We start from the raw sequence: 20,087 nt of genomic DNA, 5'->3' as shown, positions 1-20,087 counted from the left end.
TTGCGGGACCTCGGAAACCGGCAGGCGCAATTGCTTCGGCGGCACCTTGTCCTTTGCCTTGATGGTAAGAAAGTTGCATAATGGGAGAGCACTTATGGCGCGCTGGAAGAAATGGTTCGTAACCTTGATGATCTGGCGGTGTTCGTTCGCGTGGCCGAATGCGGCAGCTTCTCGGCTGCTGCCCGCGCGATGGACCTCGCGCCCACCACGGTCAGCAAGCAGATCGCCCGGCTGGAACGACAGCTCGGCGCGACCCTGTTCGAGCGCAACACGCGCCAATTGAAGATCACCGAGGAAGGCAGGGCTGTGGCCGAGCGGGCACGGGTCGCTCTTGCCTTGCTCGATGAGGCCGCCGAGATCGCCCGCGCCGGATCAGGCGAATTGACGGGCACGATCCGCGTGAAAGCCCCGGTGCCGTTCGGCAGCCGCTATGTGGCGGCAGCGACAGCCGCTTTTCGCAAGCAGCATCCGAAGGTCGGCTTCGAACTGCACCTGACCGACCGCATCGTGGACCTTTATGCCGGCGACATAGACGTGGCGATCCGCGTGGCGAAGCTGGCCGATTCCCGCCTGATCGCACGTCGGCTTGCCGACAACCACCGCATCCTGGTCGCTACGCCCGATTATCTTGCCGAGCGAGGTACGCCGGAACACCCACAAGACCTCGCCGGGCACACCTGCCTGCTCGTCGCATATCCAGGCCTGCGAAACATTTGGACGTTGCACGACGACGAAACAGCGGTCGAAATGGCCGTTTCGAGCGACTTGGCGACAGACAACGGTATCACGTTGAAGACATGGTGTGTCGCGGGACTTGGCATTTCGTTGCGCGAGCTTTGGGACGTAACCGACGAATTGAAGGCGGGTAGACTGGTGCAAATCCTGCCATCCTGGAAGGAAGAGGCCAGCCCGATCAGCTTTGTTCGTCCAAAGCGCGAACCTGTGCCGAAGCGGATCAGCGTCTTCGGTGATTTCCTGGCTCAGCTCTGGCGCAATGCTCCCTGGGAGACATGAGCAGTGAGGTGCAGGGATTGGTGCGGGGAATGCGATCAATCGCCTTTCCCTTTCTGAAGCGTCAACACGACGAGTCCAGCGATTGCCGCTCCCGCACCGACGATGGCGGTCGCGGTCAATCCGAACGCGCCGATCACACTGCCGCCGATCAGAGAGCCGAGCGCGATGCCGGAGTTGAACCCGGCGATATTGAGGCCGGCGGCGGCGGCAAGCGCCTTGGGGGCCTGACGCTCGGCGATGCCGATGACGCGGGCCTGCAAGGCGGGTACCGCCGCATAGGTCAGCGCGCCGAGCGCCGCGATCAGCACGGCCATGGCGGGGATGGAATGCACCGCCGGCCACATCGCGGCCAGCACTACGGCAAGGCCTACCAGAACAATCATCACCGCCCTGTCGGGGCCGAGCCTGTCGGTCATGCGACCGCCGACAACATTGCCGATGGCCGCCGCGACGCCATAGACCAGCATCATCGAGCTGACCCAGGCGGCATCCATCCCGGTCACTTCGATCAGCAGCGGCGAGATGTAGGAGAACAGGCAGAAGGAGCCGGTATAGGCCAGCACGGTGATGAACGCCGCGCCGAGCAGGCGGCGGTCGATCAGTGCCAGCAGATTGTGGAGTGCGTCCCTAGCCTCGCCGCCATCCCGCGCGTTTGGCATCAAAAGGAGCAAACCGGCCACGCCAACCGCACCGCAGATCGCCACGCCCGTGAAAATAGTCTGCCAACTCCAGATGCCACCCAGGAAAGTGCCGATCGGCACGCCAAAGGCCAGCGCCAGCGTCAGCCCGCCGAAGACCACGGCAACCGCCCTTCCCGCCCGTTCCGGGGCTACCAACCGCGTTGCCGCGCTGGAAGCAACGGCGAGGAAAACACCATGGCCCAGCCCCGATCCGAACCGGGCCGCCAGCAACGAAGGAAGATCTCCGGACAGGCCGACAAGGAAGTTGCCGATGGTGAACACGATCATCGCCACCAGCAGAAGATGCTTTCGGCTCCAACTCGCGGCCAGCGCCGTCAGGATCGGTGCGCCGATGGTCGCGCCGATAGCATAGGCGGCGACGGCGGCGCCCACTTGACCGACATCCACCTTCAGGTCGGCGGCGATGTCCGAGACCAAACCGATGGTGACGAACTCAGTGAATCCCAGAGCAAAGGCCGAGAGCGCGAAGACATAGATGACCAGCGGGATGTGGGCAGCCTGCGATCCGAGGTCGTTCCTTTCCTGGGCGCTCATCGTGCGTCCCCGCTGTTCAGCGCCTCCAGCGTCAATCTGGCGGTCAGAGCCGAGGACGCCGGGTTCTGGCCGGTAACGAGCCGGCCATCGGCAATGGCGAAGGACTGGAAATCGGCGATGCTTTCGTAACGACCACCCAGCGCCCGCAGGCGGGTTTCCAGCAGGAAAGGTACGGCCTCATCCAGTCCAGCGGCGCGTTCCTCGCTGTCGGAGAAACAAGTGACGCGGCGGTCGCTCACCAGCGGAATACCGTCTTCGTCCTTGACGTTCACCAGTCCGGCCGGGCCGTGGCAGACAGCAGCAATAACCTTTCCGTCCGCCCATGCCTTGCCGAGCAGCAAGGCCAGTTCGGCGCTCTCCGGCAGGTCCCACATGGTACCGTGGCCGCCCGGCAGGAACACCGCGTCATATTCCGAAATGTCGATGGCGCGCACGGGGAGTGTTTCGTTCAGCGCCTTCGACGCGGCCTCGTCGACAAGGAAGCGGTCAACATTGGCCTCGTTCTCGCCCCTGGCTTTTACAGACCGGGAATCGATCGGTGCCGGGCCGCCCCTGATCGACGCCAGCGCGACCAACGCGTCGGCGTCGACGAAGGCGTAATAGGGCGTGGCCAATTCCTCGAACCACAGGCCGGTCGGCTCACCGGCCTCGCCCATGGTGGCGCTGGAGGTGAGGATCATAAGAATCTTGAGATGGGCGTTCATCGGGGCACTCCGGTTGTTGCCCGGAACATGCCTCACGAGAGATCGCGACAAAAATCATTCCATGTGACATCAGCCATAGAAATGGCTATGGCTTGACGCTCATGAACTACCTCATCTATCTGCGCACCTTCCTCGACACCTACCGCGCCGGCTCGCTGACCCGCGCGGCCGTGCGTCTCTGTATCACCCAGCCGGCAGCGTCAGCCCATATCGCTGCTCTGGAGGAGATGCTGGGCAAGCCGCTCTTCATCCGACAGGCGCGCGGGGTTGCCCCGACCGCCGCTGCCGACGATCTCGCCCGTTCGATCGCCTCCCAGCTCGACGGGATCGAGGCGACCATGGGTGCGGCGCAGGCGCGCTCCAGCCATTTGAGCGGCACCGTCCATCTGGTCGGCCCGGCGGAATATCTCTCCGCCCGCATCTGCCCCGCTTTGGCGCCGCTCGTGGGGGAAGGCCTGCGGCTACGCATCCAGACCGGCAACCGCGAGCGCATCTATGCGGCGCTGGATGAGGGCCATGCCGATCTTGCCGTTACCGCGTCGCCGCCGGACGGAAGCCACGGCTTTGCCGAACTGGGCCGGGAGCGCCTGGTGCTGGTCGCCGCACCGGCTCTTGCAGAGCGGACCAGGGCGCGCACCGTCACGGCCGAGTTCCTGTGCGGGCTGCCCTGCATCGCTTATGATGAGACCCTTCCGTTGCTTCGGCCGTTCTTCGAACACGTCTTTGGCAAGGCCACCCACATGCAGGCCGTGGTGACGGCGCCGGACCTGCGCATCCTGATCGGCATGGCGCTGGCCGGAACGGGATGGACGGTGCTGCCGGACTATCTGTGCGCCGAAGCTCTGGCGAGCGGGCAACTCGTTGAACTGCCGACGACGCGGCCAGGGCCGGACAACACGCTCTATCTCGTCTGGAACAAGACGGCGCTGCGCCATCCTCGTGTTGTGCATGTCAGAGATTTTCTGCTGCGGGCGGTTTTGAGCGCGTAAGCGTGGAAGCTCTGTGGCTTCGAACGCAGGTCGCGCCGACGGCGGCGCGCGCTCATTCCTCATATGCGACGCTGTAAGCCAGCTTTTTCCGCTCGATCCGCGCGAAGCCGGGTTCGCCGAGGTGCATACCGGCGATCAGCAGCCGATCCGAAGCGACCGAGTCCAGGAGCCTCGACCGCGTATCGGCGGCGAGATGCGCATCCTGATCGAACGCGATCGACACCTCCGGGCGCGGCACCTGAATCTGCGGGAAATGAACGATGTCGCCCCAGACCAGCAGGCTCTTGTCCCCTGAATCGAGCCGATAGCCGGTGTGTCCGGCGGTATGCCCCGGCAGCGGCATTGCTGTGATGCCGGGAAGCACCTCACCGGCATCGAAGGTGCGCAGCCGGTTGCGGTAGCCGTCGAACGCCTGACGCGCCACGAGGAAGTTGCCACGGGCACGCTCGGGTGCGCGGCTCAGATTGCCGTCATCCTGCCAGAACGCGACTTCCCGATGGTGGGCAATAAGTTCGGCGTTCGGGAAGACTGCTGCTCCTGAAGCGTCCATCAGCCCCCCGACATGATCGGGATGGGCATGCGTCAACAGGATCGCGTCGATATCCGAAGGCTCGATGCCAGCGAGTAGCAGGCTGGCAGTTAATTGACCGCCCCACTGTTTGAATCCACCCGCTCCTGCGTCGATCAGGATTGTGCGACCGCTGCCGCGCACAAGGTAGCAGTTGATATGGATCGAGGTATGATCCGCTATCCCCGCATTCTCCTGCATTCGGGAAGCATCGGCTGCGTCGATATTCGCAAGGAAATCGAAACTCGCGTGGAGATAGCCATCGTTGATAGCGGTGATTGTTAAGTCACCGATGTGTTGGTTGGGAAATGCAGTATTAGACATCATTTTCTCTAAGAATTAGCTCAATTTCGCGCGTGAATGCTCGACGCTGCATAGCCAAAGCAACGGATGCGCGCGGTGAGGCCGATAGTGCGCTTTATGGCGTCGTCCAGCCCTTCCATGAACCGCTCCATGACCGGCGGCGTCCGAAAGGACTCAAGGCGATATTGGATTTCCGCGAAGGCCGGGTGTCCCCGGCCGTACCGGACAGCGACATAGATGACATGCACATTCACCAGTGCAGCCCGGAGAATGCCGGTGCAGAGTTCGGTGCATTGGTCCGTGAGCTCTGCGAGGGCTTCGTCCGGCGGCATCCTGTCTGCCGGGATGTAGATCGTGACATTCGGCATTGGGGCCTACCGTGCCTTCCCGAAGGCGGCGTCACCGTCACGCGTCAACTGCGCCGTCATCGGCGCATAGACATGGACGCCTTCCGGTAAGTGCCCGATGTCAGGCACATTGCCGCGCTCCACCTTGGCGAGCCAGCGGTGTTCCGGGAACTTCTCCATGGCGACCGCCTGCATCGCATATGGGGTGAGGCCCAACCGGATCAGAGGTTCGGGGCCTGTGGCGCTCAACGCCAGATATTCGCCCTCACCAATGGCCGGAGCGCGCTCGACGCCGCCATAGAGGTTCCGGTGCCAGTCGGTGATGTGCTGCTGCCAGCGTGCAAAATTGCCGCCGCCCTTCTGCTGGTACTCCTCGCCCGTCAGAATATCGAGACCATCAATCGAATGAAGGGCCAGATAGACGGGGCAGCCGCGGCTCAACGCCTTGAAACGCTGTGAGGTATGGAAACCGCTCACCGAAATCAGGGCTGGCAGCTTATCCAGGCTGTAGAAGTCGTTCCATTCCGCCTCACTGCCGGGATCGGCAAAGCTGCATTCCACCGTATAGATCATTGCGCCACCTTCGACCGGAAGCATGAAGCTTCCGGCCTTGTCTTTTGTTGATATTTTCTCATGATAGACTGCCTATATTCGGCTATATATTGACATCGGGTCATGCTTCAGTGATCTAATATCAAGGTGCGACGGATCGGAGGCCGAACCATCCTGTCGGGAACCGTCAATGCGCCGCAAGATTCCCAGCAATTCCGCACTCATGGCGTTCGAGGCGTCCGCTCGTCATGGCAGCTTCGCTCGCGCAGCCGACGAACTGGCCCTGACCGAAGGCGCAATCAGCCGCCAGATCGGCCGGCTGGAAGCTTTCCTTGGCGTCACGTTGTTCGAGCGGGTCGGCAATCGTGTCCGGCTTTTGCCGAATGGAGAGCGTTATGCCGCTCAGGTCCGCGAGGCACTCGACCGGCTGGAGCGCGACAGCCAATATCTGATGGGGCAGCCCAGCGACGGCGCGAGCCTCGACATCGCCACCATCCCGACATTTGCCGTCCGCTGGCTCATTCCCCGCCTGGCGCGGTTTCGGGAAAGGCACCCAAACATCATCGTGCATCTTTCCGAACGGATGGAGCCGTTTGTGCTTGCCGGAAGTGGTTTCGATGCTGCGATCCATTTCGAGCATCCTGCCTGGACGGGAATGAGAACGCACCGCCTGTTGCATGAGATGCTGGTGCCGGTTTGCCATCCGACGCTTCTCGATAGAGGTGAAGGAGCGGTCTTCCTGGATGAACTGCCGCGCCTTCATCGACGTCAGAACCCGGACGCCTGGCAACGCTATGCGCAGGAAACCGGGATCGTGCTGACCAATCCTGCAATCGGCCCCCGTTATGATCTTCACTCCATGCTGATCGAAGCCGCGCTGGCCGGTCTCGGCGTTGCGCTGGTACCGCGCCTCTATATCGAAACCGAGTTGGCGGAAGGGCGACTGATCGCGCCTTGGCCTGACGGTCAGTCGATCTCCAAGACCTTCTGCCTCGTCCTGCCGGAGCCGATCCGGCTGAGTGAAGGGCCAATACAGGTTTTCGCTAACTGGCTTCTCAAGGAAGCGCGATCGTCAAATCCAACCCCTTGATGTCAGCCTACGTGTCCTTGGCCCGCCACTCAGTCCTGACAAACTGAGACGACAGGTCCCTCAGCACACTGCGTGCGGCGTTAGGGGCTATAGCGTAGACATAGTGCGCATCTTCGTCGGGCATGGCCCGTATTTTGGCTGACTTCGCCATTTTCAAGAAATGCCTTCCGCCAACATCCTCTATTGTCACACGAATGTAGTCGACAGTGATCGGACTGCACGTAGCGGGCCGCCTATTTCAAGAGATGCCGTTTGAGCAGCGCCTCAAGCCAATCGGCGAAGACCTGCACTCGTCGCGAAAGATGCTGCCTGTGTGGATAGAGTAATGTCATGGGCATGGCCTCGGCCCGGTGACTCGGCATGACTTCAACCAGTTCACCTGCGTCCAGATGGATGCGAACGTCATAAGCCGGGATCTGGATCAAGCCGAGGCCCGCAAGGCAACAGGCGATGTACGCCTCGGCGCTGTTGACGGTGACGCGGCCACGCATCGGCATAGTGCGCAGCGCGCCATGCTCTACCCATTCCCAGTCCTCGATCCGGCCGCTGGAAGGCGAAGCATAGTTGACAGCCCAATGGTCGCCGAGATCGTCAGGGCTTTCGGGGTTGCCATGACGCTTCAGATAGGCGGGGCTGGCGACATTGATCAGCGCCAGCTTGCCGATCGACCTTGCGATCAGTCCGGAATCGTCGAGCGGTCCGACGCGCAGCACGCAATCGACGCTGTCCTCGACCAGGTTCACCGCGCGATCGGTGACGCCAAGGTCGATATCAATCTGCGGATAGAAATCGAGGAAGTCGGGAAGCGCCGGCGCGATGATGAGCCGTCCAATGCGGCCAGGGACGTCGATCCGTAGCCTGCCCGACGGTTGGGCCGCCGTCTGCCGAAACAGGTTCTCCGTATCCTCGACATCGGCGATGACCCGCAGGCAGTGATCGTAGAAGGCTATGCCGTCCTGCGTCGGTGAGACCTTGCGGGTGGTGCGATGAAGCAGGCGCGCGCCGACGCGACCCTCAAGTTCCTGCACGGCCGCCGACACGGAGGAGCGCGGGATACCAAGCGTGTCAGCGGCGCGGGTGAAACTCGAACATTCGACGACGCGGGTGAAGACACGGAACAGGTCGATACGATCCAATGTGAGAGCGGCCCTTCATTGTGCCGATATTCTGGCAGGTGATGTCAGAATGATCGTCTTTATCAGTCAATTCTAGACGATACGCTTCCCTAACGAAAGCGACGGCCGATGTGGTCGCCGTTTTGGCAAAGGAGGCCACCCCATGACCGACTACAGCATCAAGGGCAAAACCGTCATCATCGCCGGCGGCGCGAAGAATCTCGGCGGACTGATCGCACGCGATCTCGCCGCCCATGGCGCCAAGGCGATCGCCATCCACTACAACAGCGCCTCGACCAAGGCCGATGCCGACGCAACAGTCGCTGCCGTCAAGGGCGCCGGAGCCGAGGCCGTCGCCATCCAGGCCGACCTCACCACGGCAGGGGCGATGGAGAAGCTCTTCGCCGATGCGGTCGCCGCCATCGGCAAGCCGGACATCGCCATCAACACCGTCGGCAAGGTGCTGAAGAAGCCGATGGTCGAGGTCTCGGAAGCCGAATACGACGAGATGACCGCGGTGAACTCCAAGACCGCCTTCTTCTTCCTCAAGGAAGCCGGCAAGCATCTCAACGACAACGGCAAGGTCTGCACGCTGGTCACGTCGCTGCTCGGCGCCTTTACGCCCTTCTACGCCGCCTATGCCGGCACCAAGGCGCCAGTCGAGCATTTCACGCGGGCAGCGTCCAAGGAGTTCGGCGAGCGCGGCATCTCGGTGACGGCGATCGGCCCCGGCCCGATGGATACGCCCTTCTTCTATCCGGCCGAGGGCGAGGATGCAGTCGCCTATCACAAGACCGCCGCGGCGCTCTCCAACTTCTCCAAGACCGGGCTGACCGATATCGAAGACATCGTGCCCTATATCCGCTTCATGGTCTCGGAGGGCTGGTGGATGACCGGCCAGACCATTCTCGTCAATGGCGGTTACACGACCAAATAGGATTTCGGACAAGTCAGTTCGGGGCGGCCTGTCCAAAAGCCAGGCCGCTCCTTTTGCCGTCACGAGGGCAAGGACCACACATGCACATGCTGCTTGTCATCACCGGAGGCGTCCTTTTGCTCGGCGTTTTCGCCCTGTTCGGGAAGCTCTGGGGCGGCGATGTCGCCGGGGTCGCCGCAGCGGCGAAGGTCTTCGTGCCTGTCTGGCTGGTCGTGGCGCTCGTCAACATGTGGATCGGCGTGACGAAGGCCGGATACACCATGGTGCAGGAACTGCCGATCCTCCTCGTCGTCTTCGCCCTGCCGGCTGTCATTGCCGCGCTCTTCGCCTGGCGACTGGCGAGAGGCTAACCGATGGCCGCCGAGACCGCCACTCACGCCACTGAGGCCGCCTCCCATGGCGGCTTCGATCTCATTCCGGTCGCCGTGTTGCTCGGCGCGGCGGTCGTCGCTGCGCCGCTGTTCAAGCGGCTCGGCCTCGGTTCCGTGCTCGGTTATCTTGCCGCGGGATTAGTGATCGGACCGTTCGGCGTCGGCCTGTTCCCCAATACGCAATCAATCCTGCACGTCGCCGAGCTCGGCGTCGTCATGTTCCTGTTCATCATCGGGCTGGAGATGCAGCCCTCGCGGCTGTGGTCGATGCGGGGCGAGATCTTCGGTCTTGGCCTTCTCCACGTCGCGTTGTGCATCGGGCTGCTCACCTGTGTCGGCCTGACGCTCGGCTATTCGGTGCCTCAGAGATTCGTCGCGGGCACGGGCTTCGTGCTGACCTCGACTGCTATCGTCATGCAGATGCTCGAGGAGCGCCGTGCGATGGGGCTGCCGAAAGGCCGGCGGATCGTTGCGATCCTGCTGCTCGAGGACCTAGCCATCGTGCCGCTGCTGGCGCTTGTCGCCTTTCTGGCGCCCGGCGGCGAGAGTGCCACGCTCGCCAGTCGGCTGACTGGCGTCACCATCGGCCTCGCGTCGATCCTTGGCTTGATCGTCGCCGGCCGCTATCTGCTCGACCCGCTGTTTCGTATTCTCGGCAAGGCCAGGGCGCGCGAGGTGATGACGGCAGCGGCGCTGTTCGTCGTGCTCGGCGCTGCGCTCGCCATGCAACTGGGCGGCCTGTCGATGGCGATGGGCGCCTTCCTCGCTGGCGTACTGCTGTCGGAATCTTCCTTCCGCCACCAGCTCGAGGCCGATGTCGAGCCGTTCCGCGGCATCCTGCTCGGCCTGTTCTTCCTCGGCGTCGGCATGTCGCTCGATCTTGCGGTGATCGCCGCCAACTGGCGCCTCATCCTCGTCGCCGTCATCGCGTACATGGTGCTGAAGACCATTGGCATCTATGCGGTCGCCCGCCTATTCCGGGCTGGCAACCGGGAAGCGATCGAACGCGCCGTGCTGATGGCGCAGGGCGGCGAATTCGCCTTCGTCCTCTACGCTGCGGCCGCATCGGTCGGCATCATCGACGGCGAAGCTAACCCCATCCTGACGGCGACCATCATCGTCTCGATGGCGCTCACCCCGCTCATGATCATCCTGCACGACCGGCTGATGCCAAAGCCCGCGCCATCGATGGAGGGGGTCGAGGCGGCGGAGAACCTGTCGGCCAGCGTGCTGCTGATCGGATTCGGGCGCTTCGGCCAGATTGTCAGCCAGCCTCTGCTGGCGAATGGTTGCTCGATCTCCATCATCGACACCGACACCGACACCATTCGCGATGCGCAGGATTTCGGGTTCAAGGTCTATTTTGGCGACGGCGCGCGCCTCGACATCCTTCATGCTGCCGGCGCGCACGACGCCCGCCTCATCGTCATCGCCGTCTACGACCGCGAAGCGAGCCTGAAGGTCGCCGAGTTGGTCAAGGCGGAGTTCCCGCTGGTTCCGGTGCTGGCGCGCTCCTTCGACCGCGAGCATGCCATCGAACTGATCCATGCAGGCGTGGAATTCCAGATCCGCGATGCCTTCGAATCGGCGCTGGCTCTCAGCCGGAAGGCGCTTGAACTGATGGATGTGGATGAGGACGAACATGGGCGCGTGATGGTGGACATTCGTCGACGCGATAGCGAGCGCTTCGCTCTGGAGACCGCCGACGGCATCTGTGCCGGCCGCGAACTGATCCATGGCAATGCTCCAGGCAAGGGCCAGCCCATGGAGCCGGAGGCATCGTCATGATCGCCGCGCTCAGGATGCGACCCCGAGGAGACGAGGAGCTGATTTCGGACGTCGTCGGCTTCTGGAAGGACGCCGGTGCCCAAGGTCATTGGTTCGACAAGGATGAGGGATTCGATCGCATCTTCCGTGACCGCTACCTCGATCTTCACATGGCGGTGGCGGCGCGACGATATGACGACTGGATCGAAAACGCGAAAGGCGCGCTCGCCTTGCTGATCCTCACCGACCAATTTCCGCGCAACGCGTTTCGTGGCACCGGCCACATGTATGCGACCGATCCTCTGGCGCGGCACTTCGCCCGTCTGGCGCTCGATGCCGGGCACATGGAGCGGGTCGAGCCGGATTTACGGCTGTTCTTCTGCCTGCCCTTCGCGCATTCGGAGGATATCGCCGACCAGGACATCTCGGTGAAACTCAATGCCCGATTGGGGCAGCCATGGCTCGATCACGCTAAAGGCCACCGCGACATCGTCCGCCGTTTCGAACGCTTTCCGCACCGCAATTTCATGCTGGGCCGCGCCACAACTGCGCAGGAAGCAGGGTTTCTCGAAGCAAGCGGCTTTCAGGGATAGTGATAGAGAGGGAAATCCATGACAAAATCCAGACGCAGAACGTTGACCGGCCTACTCGTCGCAGCTCCCGTTGGCTTGCTGTTGGCCTTCGGCGCCGCCGCAAAATCAAAAGTCGACCCCATGCCCACCGACAGCGCGCGCTCCTATTCCGCCCTGTCCAACGGCACGTCCTCGACCTTGGGAACAATGAAGCTCAGTCGCACCTCGGCGAGTTTCTCGAAGCTTAAAGGAGAACTGACGCTCCAGTATGCCGACGTCTGGAACAACGGAAACGACACGGATTACGGCGGAAATGTATATAAGGTCCTCAACGCCGACGCGTTCTTCTCGCAGAACAAGGGCAAGAACGGCTTTTGCGACCAGCCTGTGCGATGGCTTACCGTTATGGACATGAGCAATCAGCTCGGTGATGGGGCCGTTCGCATCGGGATGCTCAGCATCGACGACTGGCGCAAATACAAGCCGGACGCCTTAGGCGCGTGCAGTGCCGACACATTCACGCTGAAATAGCATCGCTGACAAATAGCTTTCGGGGGCATGCCGAGGCCATCGCAGCCTCGTGCGACGCTCAGGGGCGCTTCCCGCGCGCCGCAACCATGACCACGGCACGGCGCTCTCCGGCCATCCTGCAAAACGAAACAAGAAAAGGCCCTTTCAAATGCCAGCATCAGACCTGAAAATCGAAACCTGCATCGGCGTTAAGCGCAAGCCACGTCGCATCCTGTAGATCGTTTCCAACACGACCGAGCTCAAGGGCTTTCCGGTCGGCTTCTTCGCCGAGGAAATGACGCGGGCTTTCCTGATGTTCACGGAAGCCGGGCATCGGGTGGATCTTGCCTCGCCGAAAGGCGGCGAGGTGACGTTCGACACCCATAGCGATCCACGCACGCCGGGCGGCGCCTATGCCGACGACCTCATCAGCCTGGGCTTTATGCATCATGCGAAATTCGGTGCGATGCTGAAGAACACCCTGCCGATCGGCGCCGTGTCGGTGGACGACTATGACGCGGTCTGGGTGGCGGGCCGCTGCTGACCTTCAAGGATGACACCGCGCTGCACGCCCTGATCGCGTCCTTCTATGAGAAGGTCAAAATCGTCACGCTGATCTGCCACGGCTCCGGCCTTCTGCTGTGGACGCGTCTCTCCGACGGCAAGCTGCTGGCTGACAGCAAGAAATGGACCGGCTTCACCGACGAGGAGGAAGAGGAGGTCAACGCCGCCTTCGGCATGACGCTGAACGAATACACCATTCAGAGCGAGGCCGCTCGCATCAAGGGCACCGGCTTCCTGTGCCGCGGTGCCAATGAACCATTCGCCATTCGCGACGGACGTCTCATCACCGGCCAGCAGCAGTACAGCAGCGCGCTTACGGCGGAACTCGTACTGGAGGCGCTCGACGAGTAGTGATGATTACGCGAGCGACGGATTGGGGTCGGCGCCTGGATCCGACCCGTTCGCTCATTCAGCTACCTCAGACAGCGTGCTGATGGGGCGATGCACATAGATTCCCGGTGTCAGCGATGGGCCAAATGTGTAGTTCGACCGTAAACGATTCGAACTTTTTTACCGCCGAACGCCGTCGTTTCTACGCCTTCTCGCGCGCCGACTGTCCTTCGTTCTATGCATAGGAGTACGTTCGGCGGCTACAGCGTATTGTGGAGGGCAATCGACGGTATTTGGCGCGCCGCACCGGGTGAGGATGATAGCTACATTTACGCTATAGCCCTCCAAAATGATCTCCGGAAATAGGCCATAAGATATCGAAATATGACATGTTTTTGGCCGTCGCCTCTCTCATTGGTCGCGTTCGCTCTCTGTGACGAGCGAGCCGCCGTCAGTGCTCATCCGTCAGCGAAATGGGAGAGTGCCAATGACAGGTCGGCGCGCGCGGGCTCGCTGAGGCGATGGTCCGCTTGCACGGCAAAGCGCGCTCACCGTCTTTGCCACTTCTCCTCTCCAGCAGGAGGCGCGGGAGTACTGACCGAATTGCTGATCGAGATGTCCGAGCGGGACCCGCGCTTCGCTGACCCGGGCGCTAAGGTTCGGTGGGCATTGGACCGGCGACCCTTTGGACCAGCCGGGCGTCGAGCGTCTTGAGCCTGTTGGACACATCGAGCGTGTAGGCGCCTGGACCGACCTCGGGAGCAACTCGTCCGTCTGGGCTCTGTGGGAGGCGTCCGTAGATCGAGGCGAAGGCCGTGAAACCATCGTGGCCAGACCCCGCCTGCGTGGCCAGACTAGTTATGTCGATCACGCGGAGGTTCGCATTCCGCGCCTCCACGAAAACTCGGGAGTCGTCGATGTCGGCTGCGCCAGCGCGGAATTGCCCTCCGGCGATGAGCCTGGATAGCGACAGCGCCTGATCATCTTTCGAGACCAGAACGGTGACAGGAGAGCGCAGTCGGCCGACGATCCGGAGTTGTTGAAGGAACACCTCGGCGTCGATATCCGGCGCCGCGAGCGTGAGGTCGAGGAGCTTCGCGATGGTGCGACCGTCCTTGGCGATGCGTATTTGCCGAATACTTTCCATCGTCAGCCACGCCCCCATACTGTGGGCGTAAAGCTTCACCCCCCTCACACGGCGGTCGGCAGCGACCCGCTCGACCAACCGGGCAAGCGCATCGCGCGAGAAGGTCACCGCTTCTTTGTCTGCAAGATAGCCGGCAACCGCGGCCTTTGAAGGCCATGAGAACAGCACCGCTGACTGGGCGATATTTACGTCGACGGTGAGCTGTGCCGTACGGAACAGCGACTCCTGGAAATTGTTGTTGAAACCATGGACGAAGATGGCTACATCCCGACCCAGCGCTTCCCCGCGTGCGGCAGAGGCTCCGACTTCCGCCAAGAACCTCCTTTCATCGAGGCGCTCGGACGAGACGACCGCGAAATGCCTGGCCGGGTCCGGCACACCGGTCGGCCACTCGATCTCGGTCGGCCGATGGATCGGCGGAATGGAGACGACATAGCGAAAGTAGTTGGTTGTCGTCGCAATCCCATTGGTCAAGAAGGTTGATGCGCTCGGCTCGGCCGCTCGCGTGCTCGCCACGAAGATGGTGACACGCTTCGCACCCTCGATGCCGGCCACCGGAGTGAGGGCGGATGAGCCGGGTCGCGAGGCGCAGGCGCCCAACGTGAGCGCCAGCATTGCGATCAGCGCGACCGCCATGTATCGCATGGATTGCCGCCGGCCCCTTGTCATCGTCGCTCTCCGCTCTCCCCCCTGTCTCACGGTGTTTCCAGAGCCCCGTGAGCCTGCGACCGTCAGGCCTCTCGCTTCTCACGTGCGGCGGCCATTTCGCGCGCCAGCAACCGCTGCACCGCCGGATCGAGGCGAGCCGATACGCTCCCCGTCGAATCCTGAATGTCGTGCAGTTCGTCAGTTGTGAGGGCCACTTTGACCCGACGTTCCACTCAGCGGTTCCGGGACGGGCTGGAGGAGCAACCTGTCGCGGCCCGACATGGCGTCACCCTGGACCTGCTCGGCCAGCCGCTCGGCATCGCGTCGACGGATATCCTCGGCAGCCTCGTCGATGTCGACCTCGGCGAAGCCCAGCGCCCGCAGGCCTTCCGCTCCCATCAGATAGGCGGACTCGACCGTCTCGCGGACCTGATAGTCGACGCCCGCCCGGATCAGGTCGACGGCATGCCCGCGATCGTAGCTGCGCACCAAAAGCCTGGCCTGCGGAAACGCATGCCGCGCCAGTTCCACGACCTGCATCGCGGCCTTCGGGTCGTCGATGCAGATCATAATCGCATCGGCCTCGGCCGCGCCGGAGTGCCGCAGGGTGTCGAGACGCGTGCCATCGCCAAAATAGACTTTGAAGCCATATCGTTCCGCATCGCGGATTCGGTCGGGCTCCTTGTCGATCACGGCGAGGTCGACGCCCCTCGACAGCAGCGCCTGCGAGGCGATCTGGCCGAAACGGCCGAAGCCGATCAGCAGAATCCGTCCCTTCAGGTCGCGGGCGGCATCGACGCCGTCCATGGATATGCCGACCCGCAGCAGCCGGTCGGCCGCGATCATCAGCAACGGGGTCAGTGCCATGGACAGGATCACGACGGTGGAGAACAGCGCGTTCTCCCGCGGATCGATCACGCCGCCCGACGTCGCCGCGGCATAGAGCACGAAAGCGAACTCGCCGCCCTGCAGGAACATCGAGGTTCGGTGCAGAGCCTGGTGATTGGAGCTGCCGAACAGCCGGGCGACCGCATAGACCACGACGCCCTTCGCGACCGTGAAGGCGGCCAGCATACCCAGCAGAAGTCCCCATTCGGCCGCGACGACGGTGAGGTCGAGCGACATGCCTACGGCCAGGAAGAACAGCCCCATGAGCAGGCCGCGAAACGGCTCGATGTCGCTTTCGATCTGGTGCCGGTAGCTCGAACTCGACAGCATCACCCCGGCGAGGAACGCGCCCATCGCCATGGACAGCCCAGCAACCTCCATCAGCAGCGCTGCACCGAGGACCACCAGCAGCGCGCCCGCCGTCAGGACTTCGCGTGTCCGCGCCCGCGCCAGCAGGGCGAAGAACGGGTTCAGCCCCCAGCGGGACACCGCCAGCAGCACGACCAGCGCGGCGGCCGCGATCAGAACGCCGGTCCATCCCGCCTGTCCTTGAGCAAGAGGTGACAGGAAGGCGACGATCGCCAGGAGCGGCACGATCATCAGGTCCTCGAACAGGAGGATCGCGACCGACTTCTGTCCTTCCGCACTCGCAATCTCGCCACGGTCCTGCAGCACCGACATGATGACGGCGGTCGAGGACAGGACGAAGCCCGCCCCGGCGATGAAGGCGACCGGACCTGACAGCCCGAACACCACTGCGCCCGTCAGCCCCAGGCCCGCGATCGCGCTGGCGACCTGGGCAAGCCCCAGCCCGAAGATCTGGCCACGCATGGCCCAGAGCTTGGGCGGGCGCAGTTCCAGTCCGATCACGAACAGGAACATCACCACGCCGAGCTCCGAGAAATGCAGGATGGACCGGGCATCGGTGAACAGGCCGAGCACCGATGGGCCCACCAGCACGCCGGCGGCGAAGTAACCGAGGACCGAACCGAGGCCGAGCCGTCGGAACAGCGGCACGGCTACCACGGCCGCTCCCATCAGGACAATCGCAGGAGCGATCGTCTGCCCCAAGCTCGCTTCAGCCATCAGGTCGCCTTCTCGGTTTCGTGCATTGAAGCGGTTGGTCGGGCCGCGCGGACGATCGGCGCGACGTCCGTGCCCAGAAGTTCGATCGAACGCTTCATCGCCGCCGTTTCGAGCGAGGCGGTGCTCATCTGGAAGGTGATGCGCGAGACACCGCCCAGCACCTCGCTTGCCTGAAGCATCTTGGCTGCGACCGTCGCCGGATCGCCGATCAGGAACGCGCCTTCCGGCCCCGCCATGGCGTCGAACTGCTGGCGCGACGGCGGCGGCCAGCCGCGTTCGCGGCCGATCCTCCCCGTCAGATGCGCCCAGCCGGGGAAGAACGCCTCCCTGGCCGCCGTGTTCGTCTCGCCGACGAAGCCCATCGCGTGGACGCCGACCTTGAGCTTGTCAGGGCCATGTCCGGCGCTCGTGCCGGATTCCCGGTAGAGATCGACGAGCGGGCGGAAGCGCTCGAAGGTACCGCCGATGATCGCCACCATCAGCGGCAGGCCGAGCGTGCCGGCGCGGGCGAAGGATTGCGGCGTGCCGCCGACGCCGACCCAGAGCGGCAGCCGCGGCTGATGGGGACGCGGATAGACGCCCTGTCCCTCCAGCGCCGCGCGGAAACGACCCTTCCAGATCGGATAGGTCGTCTCGTTCAGCTTCAGGAGTAGAGCGAGCTTCTCGGCGAAGAGCTCGTCATAGTCCCGCGGGTCCGCACCGAACAGCGGATAGGCTTCGCCGAACGACCCTCGCCCGACGACGATCTCGGCTCGGCCCCTTGCGATCAGGTCGAGGGTCGCGAACTCCTGGAAGATCCGGACCGGGTCGGCGGCGCTCAGCACCGTCACGGCGCTCGTCAGCCGGATCCGGCTGGTGCGGGCCGCGGTGGCGGCAAGGATGATTGCTGGCGCGGAATCGAGAAACTCGGCGCGATGGTGCTCGCCGATGCCGAAGACATCGAGCCCGGACCGGTCGGCGACCTCGACCTCCTCGAGGAGATCAGCCATGCGATCGGTTGCCGAAGGAAGCTTGCCCGTTGCCGGGTCGGGGAGGATGGCAGCGAAACTGTCGATACCGATTTCCATGAGTGATCCTTGCAGAGCCATCCAGGGGCGCGGAGAGGGAAGACGAGGTTGAGAGCAGTGGGCGACCGCATGTCAGGAGCGGTCGTTTGACGTCACCGGCAATCGCCAGCCGCTCTCGCTGGATGGATGCGATTCATGCCGGGCGTGCCCACTCCGGCTGAGCCTCGGGATGGGATGACGGATCCTGCCGAGCATTCCGTTCCAGCGGAATGCCTTGCGCAGGATGCTTGTCATCCCGATGCCGCTTCGATCAGCCGGCGGCTTTCGACACCGGCGTCTTGAGCAGCTGCTGCTCCCACAAATAGGCGATGCCGCTGCCTCCGCCGTGCTGCACGAGCACCTCGGTCAGCTTGGCGGCCGTATCGAGCCGGGCCCAGTCGCGCTGCCATTCGCCGGCCACAGCCATCCAGGTCATCACATTCGCGCCGGCGGCGATCATGCGCTTTATGGCGACCTCGTGCGCCTCGACCGAAACGCCGCCGGACGCATCGGTGACCACTGTTACATCCCAGCCCTCGCCGAGAGCCTGGATCACCGGTATCGCCACGCACACCTCGGTCCACAGGCCGGCGATGATCAATTGCTTGCGGCCGGTCGCCTTGACCACATCCACCACCTTTGGGTCCTGCCAGGTGTTGATGAGCGTGCGATCGATCACCTCCTGGCCCGGAAACACGTCGGTGATCTGCGGGAAGAGAAGCCCGCCCCGCTCGGCGATCACGGAGGTCAGGATGGTGGGGACGCCGAAGGCCTTGGCGGTCTTCGCAAGGGCCGCCGTATTGTTGATCACCATCTGCGGCTCGTGGCTGTTCAGGTTCGCGAGCTGGTAGGGCTGGTGGTCGATCAGAACGAGCACCGAGTCTTCGGGACGAAGAAGCGAAGCGAGGCCGTTACGAAAAGTCATCAAGGCTTCCTTTCTCTGCCGCCACGGACGGCGATGAGATCACGGGAGACATGCGCCGCCGGGCGACGCTGCCGGGCGCAACTTGCCGTTCCGTCAGGGGACGAGGTAGTGCCATATTCCGGCACACTGTGTCGCGAAACGAGGAACGCCGACTTGGACATCGAGGATCTGCAGACATTCGTCGCCGTGGCCGATGCCGGCGGGGAGCGCGTTAGATCTCCAATGCACGGAGCAAGCCTTCCAGATTTCGCTCACCATCCCTGGTCTGCGCTCCAGCCTTGAGCCCGCCTCGAATCAGCTTTTCAGCCGCGGGACGCTGAAAGAGGCTCGCCCATGCGTCGTGCTCGCGACGATACCCGTCTCCAAGGTCCGCGAGTGGCACGGCCTTCTTGGCCGCTGCAATAACGCCTTCGGGCAAGGCGGCAATGTTGCGCGCCAGCCGATCAACAAAGCCGTCGAACTCCGCCGCAGGCAGCGCGCGATTGATCCAGCCATAGCGTTCTGCCGTCGTAGCGTCGATCAGCTCGCTGCCGAGGATGACTTCAAGTGCACGACCGCGCGTCATCCGACGGGACAGATATGGGGTGGCGCCTCCTCCGGGCGTGATGCCCATCAACGCCTCGCACTGAGCAAGCCCTGCATGTCCCTCGGCGGCAAACGCCATGTCGGCTGCCGCGACGAACTCCGCGCCGCCGCCGCGGGCGAGCCCTGCGAGCTTGACGATCGTCACCTGCGGCTGCTGGCGCAGAAGCTCCCCGAACGCTTGGAACGGATTGAGGTCGTCGGGCACGTCGCGCGCGAGGTCGTCGAAGGCGTGCGGCTCGTCGATCAATGTCATGTCGACATGGGCGATGAAGAACTCTGGATCTGCGCTCTAGAACACGATGACGCGGGCGTTCGGGTCGTCGCGCAGGAAGAGGAAAATGCTGCGAATCTCGCTCATCAACGGAACGTCGAGGACATTGACCGATGGATTGTAGATCGTGATCGTCGCGATGCCGCCGGCCCGAGAAATACGAAGCGTGCGGAAATCCGTGTCCGTCATGGCGAATCTCGTTATTTTTCAAGGGCTGCAGAGCCCTGTTTTGACGCGCTAACGGCCACCTCCGGCGGGAATCCACGTTATTCGCCCGCCGATTCAGCCTAATCCCGCAAGATCCGTGTCCTCGACCGCCCAAGCCGTGTCCGGCGATCGGGTCGCCTGCACCGGTTAGTCCGGAAGGGGAATATGCTCGTCCCGGTCATCGGCCGGGAGATCGAAGCGGCCCTTTCCCCAGTTCTGCGCGCGCCATTCGACCTTGGCCGCTTCGATGCGCTGCTTTGAGGACGCGACGAAATTCCACCAGATATAGCGGGGACCCGAAAGGGTCGCGCCGCCG

24 protein-coding genes are annotated in these 20,087 nt (G+C 63.2%); 10 read left to right on the top strand and 14 right to left on the bottom strand.

Annotated elements, in window-relative coordinates; translation table 11 throughout:
- Window positions 1-111: 111 nt before the first annotated feature.
- Complete coding sequence (locus KHC24_RS02025) at window positions 112-1,014, top strand: LysR family transcriptional regulator (protein ID WP_213358920.1); 903 nt, start codon at window positions 112-114, stop codon at window positions 1,012-1,014.
- A gap of 35 nt (window positions 1,015-1,049) precedes the next feature.
- On the opposite strand, the gene KHC24_RS02020 is transcribed toward KHC24_RS02025, so the two are convergent.
- Together KHC24_RS02020 and KHC24_RS02015 are read right to left on the bottom strand one after the other, a co-directional pair.
- A complete protein-coding gene (locus KHC24_RS02020) occupies window positions 1,050-2,249 on the bottom strand; it encodes an MFS transporter (protein WP_213358918.1) in 1,200 nt (399 codons plus the stop codon).
- Window positions 2,246-2,953, bottom strand: a complete 708-nt coding sequence (locus KHC24_RS02015; RefSeq protein WP_213358916.1) for a type 1 glutamine amidotransferase domain-containing protein — start codon at window positions 2,951-2,953, stop codon at window positions 2,246-2,248. The genes KHC24_RS02020 and KHC24_RS02015 overlap by 4 nt, the downstream gene beginning before the upstream one ends.
- Before the next feature lie 101 nt (window positions 2,954-3,054).
- Between KHC24_RS02015 and KHC24_RS02010 the strand changes: the two genes are divergently transcribed.
- On the top strand, window positions 3,055-3,942 hold the full coding sequence (locus tag KHC24_RS02010) for a LysR family transcriptional regulator (RefSeq protein WP_213358914.1): 888 nt from the start codon (window positions 3,055-3,057) through the stop codon (window positions 3,940-3,942).
- Between the two features lie 52 nt (window positions 3,943-3,994).
- On the opposite strand, the gene KHC24_RS02005 is transcribed toward KHC24_RS02010, so the two are convergent.
- Genes KHC24_RS02005 through KHC24_RS01995 form a run of 3 tightly spaced genes read right to left on the bottom strand, consistent with a single transcriptional unit; the run spans window position 3,995 to window position 5,733 of the window.
- The gene (locus tag KHC24_RS02005; protein WP_246546056.1) at window positions 3,995-4,837 is read right to left on the bottom strand and encodes an MBL fold metallo-hydrolase; all 843 of its coding nucleotides are present in this window, start codon (window positions 4,835-4,837) and stop codon (window positions 3,995-3,997) included.
- A 17-nt stretch (window positions 4,838-4,854) separates the two neighbouring features.
- Window positions 4,855-5,181 carry a hypothetical protein gene (locus tag KHC24_RS02000; protein ID WP_213358912.1) on the bottom strand — a complete coding sequence of 109 codons (327 nt, stop codon included), beginning with the start codon at window positions 5,179-5,181 and terminating at the stop codon, window positions 4,855-4,857.
- A 6-nt stretch (window positions 5,182-5,187) separates the two neighbouring features.
- A complete protein-coding gene (locus KHC24_RS01995) occupies window positions 5,188-5,733 on the bottom strand; it encodes a sugar ABC transporter (protein WP_213359031.1) in 546 nt (181 codons plus the stop codon).
- Between the two features lie 169 nt (window positions 5,734-5,902).
- Here KHC24_RS01995 and KHC24_RS01990 point away from each other — a divergent pair, with 169 nt between their 5' ends.
- Window positions 5,903-6,802, top strand: coding sequence for a LysR substrate-binding domain-containing protein (locus KHC24_RS01990; RefSeq protein ID WP_213358910.1), 900 nt, complete (start codon window positions 5,903-5,905; stop codon window positions 6,800-6,802).
- 233 nt (window positions 6,803-7,035) lie between these two features.
- Here the strand turns inward: KHC24_RS01990 and KHC24_RS01985 are convergent, their stop codons facing one another.
- Window positions 7,036-7,938, bottom strand: a complete 903-nt coding sequence (locus KHC24_RS01985; RefSeq protein ID WP_213358908.1) for a LysR family transcriptional regulator — start codon at window positions 7,936-7,938, stop codon at window positions 7,036-7,038.
- A gap of 142 nt (window positions 7,939-8,080) precedes the next feature.
- On the opposite strand from KHC24_RS01985, the gene KHC24_RS01980 reads away from it, so the two are divergent.
- The 5 genes from KHC24_RS01980 to KHC24_RS01960 all read left to right on the top strand — a co-directional run bounded on the left by KHC24_RS01980 (window position 8,081) and on the right by KHC24_RS01960 (window position 12,095).
- Window positions 8,081-8,854, top strand: coding sequence for an SDR family oxidoreductase (locus tag KHC24_RS01980; RefSeq protein ID WP_213358907.1), 774 nt, complete (start codon window positions 8,081-8,083; stop codon window positions 8,852-8,854).
- Between the two features lie 80 nt (window positions 8,855-8,934).
- A complete protein-coding gene (locus tag KHC24_RS01975) occupies window positions 8,935-9,204 on the top strand; it encodes a hypothetical protein (RefSeq protein ID WP_213358906.1) in 270 nt (89 codons plus the stop codon).
- A gap of 3 nt (window positions 9,205-9,207) precedes the next feature.
- Window positions 9,208-11,013, top strand: a complete 1,806-nt coding sequence (locus KHC24_RS01970) for a monovalent cation:proton antiporter-2 (CPA2) family protein (protein ID WP_213358905.1) — start codon at window positions 9,208-9,210, stop codon at window positions 11,011-11,013.
- The gene (locus KHC24_RS01965) at window positions 11,010-11,585 is read left to right on the top strand and encodes a DUF924 family protein (protein ID WP_373878546.1); all 576 of its coding nucleotides are present in this window, start codon (window positions 11,010-11,012) and stop codon (window positions 11,583-11,585) included. Before KHC24_RS01970 ends, KHC24_RS01965 begins: the two co-directional genes overlap by 4 nt.
- Before the next feature lie 18 nt (window positions 11,586-11,603).
- The gene (locus KHC24_RS01960) at window positions 11,604-12,095 is read left to right on the top strand and encodes a hypothetical protein (RefSeq protein ID WP_213358904.1); all 492 of its coding nucleotides are present in this window, start codon (window positions 11,604-11,606) and stop codon (window positions 12,093-12,095) included.
- Window positions 12,096-12,252: 157 nt separating this feature from the next.
- Here KHC24_RS01960 and KHC24_RS01955 read toward each other — a convergent pair whose 3' ends face one another.
- Window positions 12,253-12,408, bottom strand: coding sequence for a hypothetical protein (locus KHC24_RS01955; protein WP_213358903.1), 156 nt, complete (start codon window positions 12,406-12,408; stop codon window positions 12,253-12,255).
- A 3-nt stretch (window positions 12,409-12,411) separates the two neighbouring features.
- On the opposite strand from KHC24_RS01955, the gene KHC24_RS01950 reads away from it, so the two are divergent.
- A complete protein-coding gene (locus KHC24_RS01950; protein ID WP_213358902.1) occupies window positions 12,412-12,618 on the top strand; it encodes a type 1 glutamine amidotransferase family protein in 207 nt (68 codons plus the stop codon).
- A gap of 194 nt (window positions 12,619-12,812) precedes the next feature.
- On the top strand, window positions 12,813-12,989 hold the full coding sequence (locus tag KHC24_RS01945) for a hypothetical protein (protein WP_213358900.1): 177 nt from the start codon (window positions 12,813-12,815) through the stop codon (window positions 12,987-12,989).
- 631 nt (window positions 12,990-13,620) lie between these two features.
- Here KHC24_RS01945 and KHC24_RS01940 read toward each other — a convergent pair.
- The 7 genes from KHC24_RS01940 to KHC24_RS01915 all read right to left on the bottom strand — a co-directional run.
- A complete protein-coding gene (locus tag KHC24_RS01940) occupies window positions 13,621-14,751 on the bottom strand; it encodes an alpha/beta hydrolase (RefSeq protein ID WP_213358899.1) in 1,131 nt (376 codons plus the stop codon).
- Between the two features lie 210 nt (window positions 14,752-14,961).
- Entirely contained in the window at window positions 14,962-16,737 is a 1,776-nt protein-coding gene (locus KHC24_RS01935; RefSeq protein WP_213358898.1) for a monovalent cation:proton antiporter-2 (CPA2) family protein, read from the bottom strand.
- The gene (locus KHC24_RS01930; protein WP_213358896.1) at window positions 16,737-17,804 is read right to left on the bottom strand and encodes an Atu2307/SP_0267 family LLM class monooxygenase; all 1,068 of its coding nucleotides are present in this window, start codon (window positions 17,802-17,804) and stop codon (window positions 16,737-16,739) included. Before KHC24_RS01930 ends, KHC24_RS01935 begins: the two co-directional genes overlap by 1 nt.
- Before the next feature lie 250 nt (window positions 17,805-18,054).
- Window positions 18,055-18,708: a hydrolase gene (locus tag KHC24_RS01925; RefSeq protein ID WP_213358894.1), complete on the bottom strand. Its 654-nt coding sequence runs from the start codon at window positions 18,706-18,708 to the stop codon at window positions 18,055-18,057.
- Between the two features lie 211 nt (window positions 18,709-18,919).
- Complete coding sequence (locus KHC24_RS01920; RefSeq protein WP_246546053.1) at window positions 18,920-19,546, bottom strand: enoyl-CoA hydratase/isomerase family protein; 627 nt, start codon at window positions 19,544-19,546, stop codon at window positions 18,920-18,922.
- Window positions 19,547-19,582: 36 nt separating this feature from the next.
- Window positions 19,583-19,753 carry a Clp protease/crotonase-like domain-containing protein gene (locus tag KHC24_RS24915; protein WP_246546051.1) on the bottom strand — a complete coding sequence of 57 codons (171 nt, stop codon included), beginning with the start codon at window positions 19,751-19,753 and terminating at the stop codon, window positions 19,583-19,585.
- Window positions 19,754-19,918: 165 nt separating this feature from the next.
- Window positions 19,919-20,087 (bottom strand): pirin-like C-terminal cupin domain-containing protein (locus tag KHC24_RS01915; protein ID WP_271180502.1); only part of this gene is annotated, 169 nt, incomplete at its 5' end.

The sequence above is a fragment of the Ancylobacter defluvii genome, from assembly GCF_018390605.1.
GTDB classification, from domain to species: domain Bacteria; phylum Pseudomonadota; class Alphaproteobacteria; order Rhizobiales; family Xanthobacteraceae; genus Ancylobacter; species Ancylobacter defluvii.
Note: the sequence above shows the minus strand (reverse complement) of the source record. Positions and strands in the feature narration are given on the sequence as shown.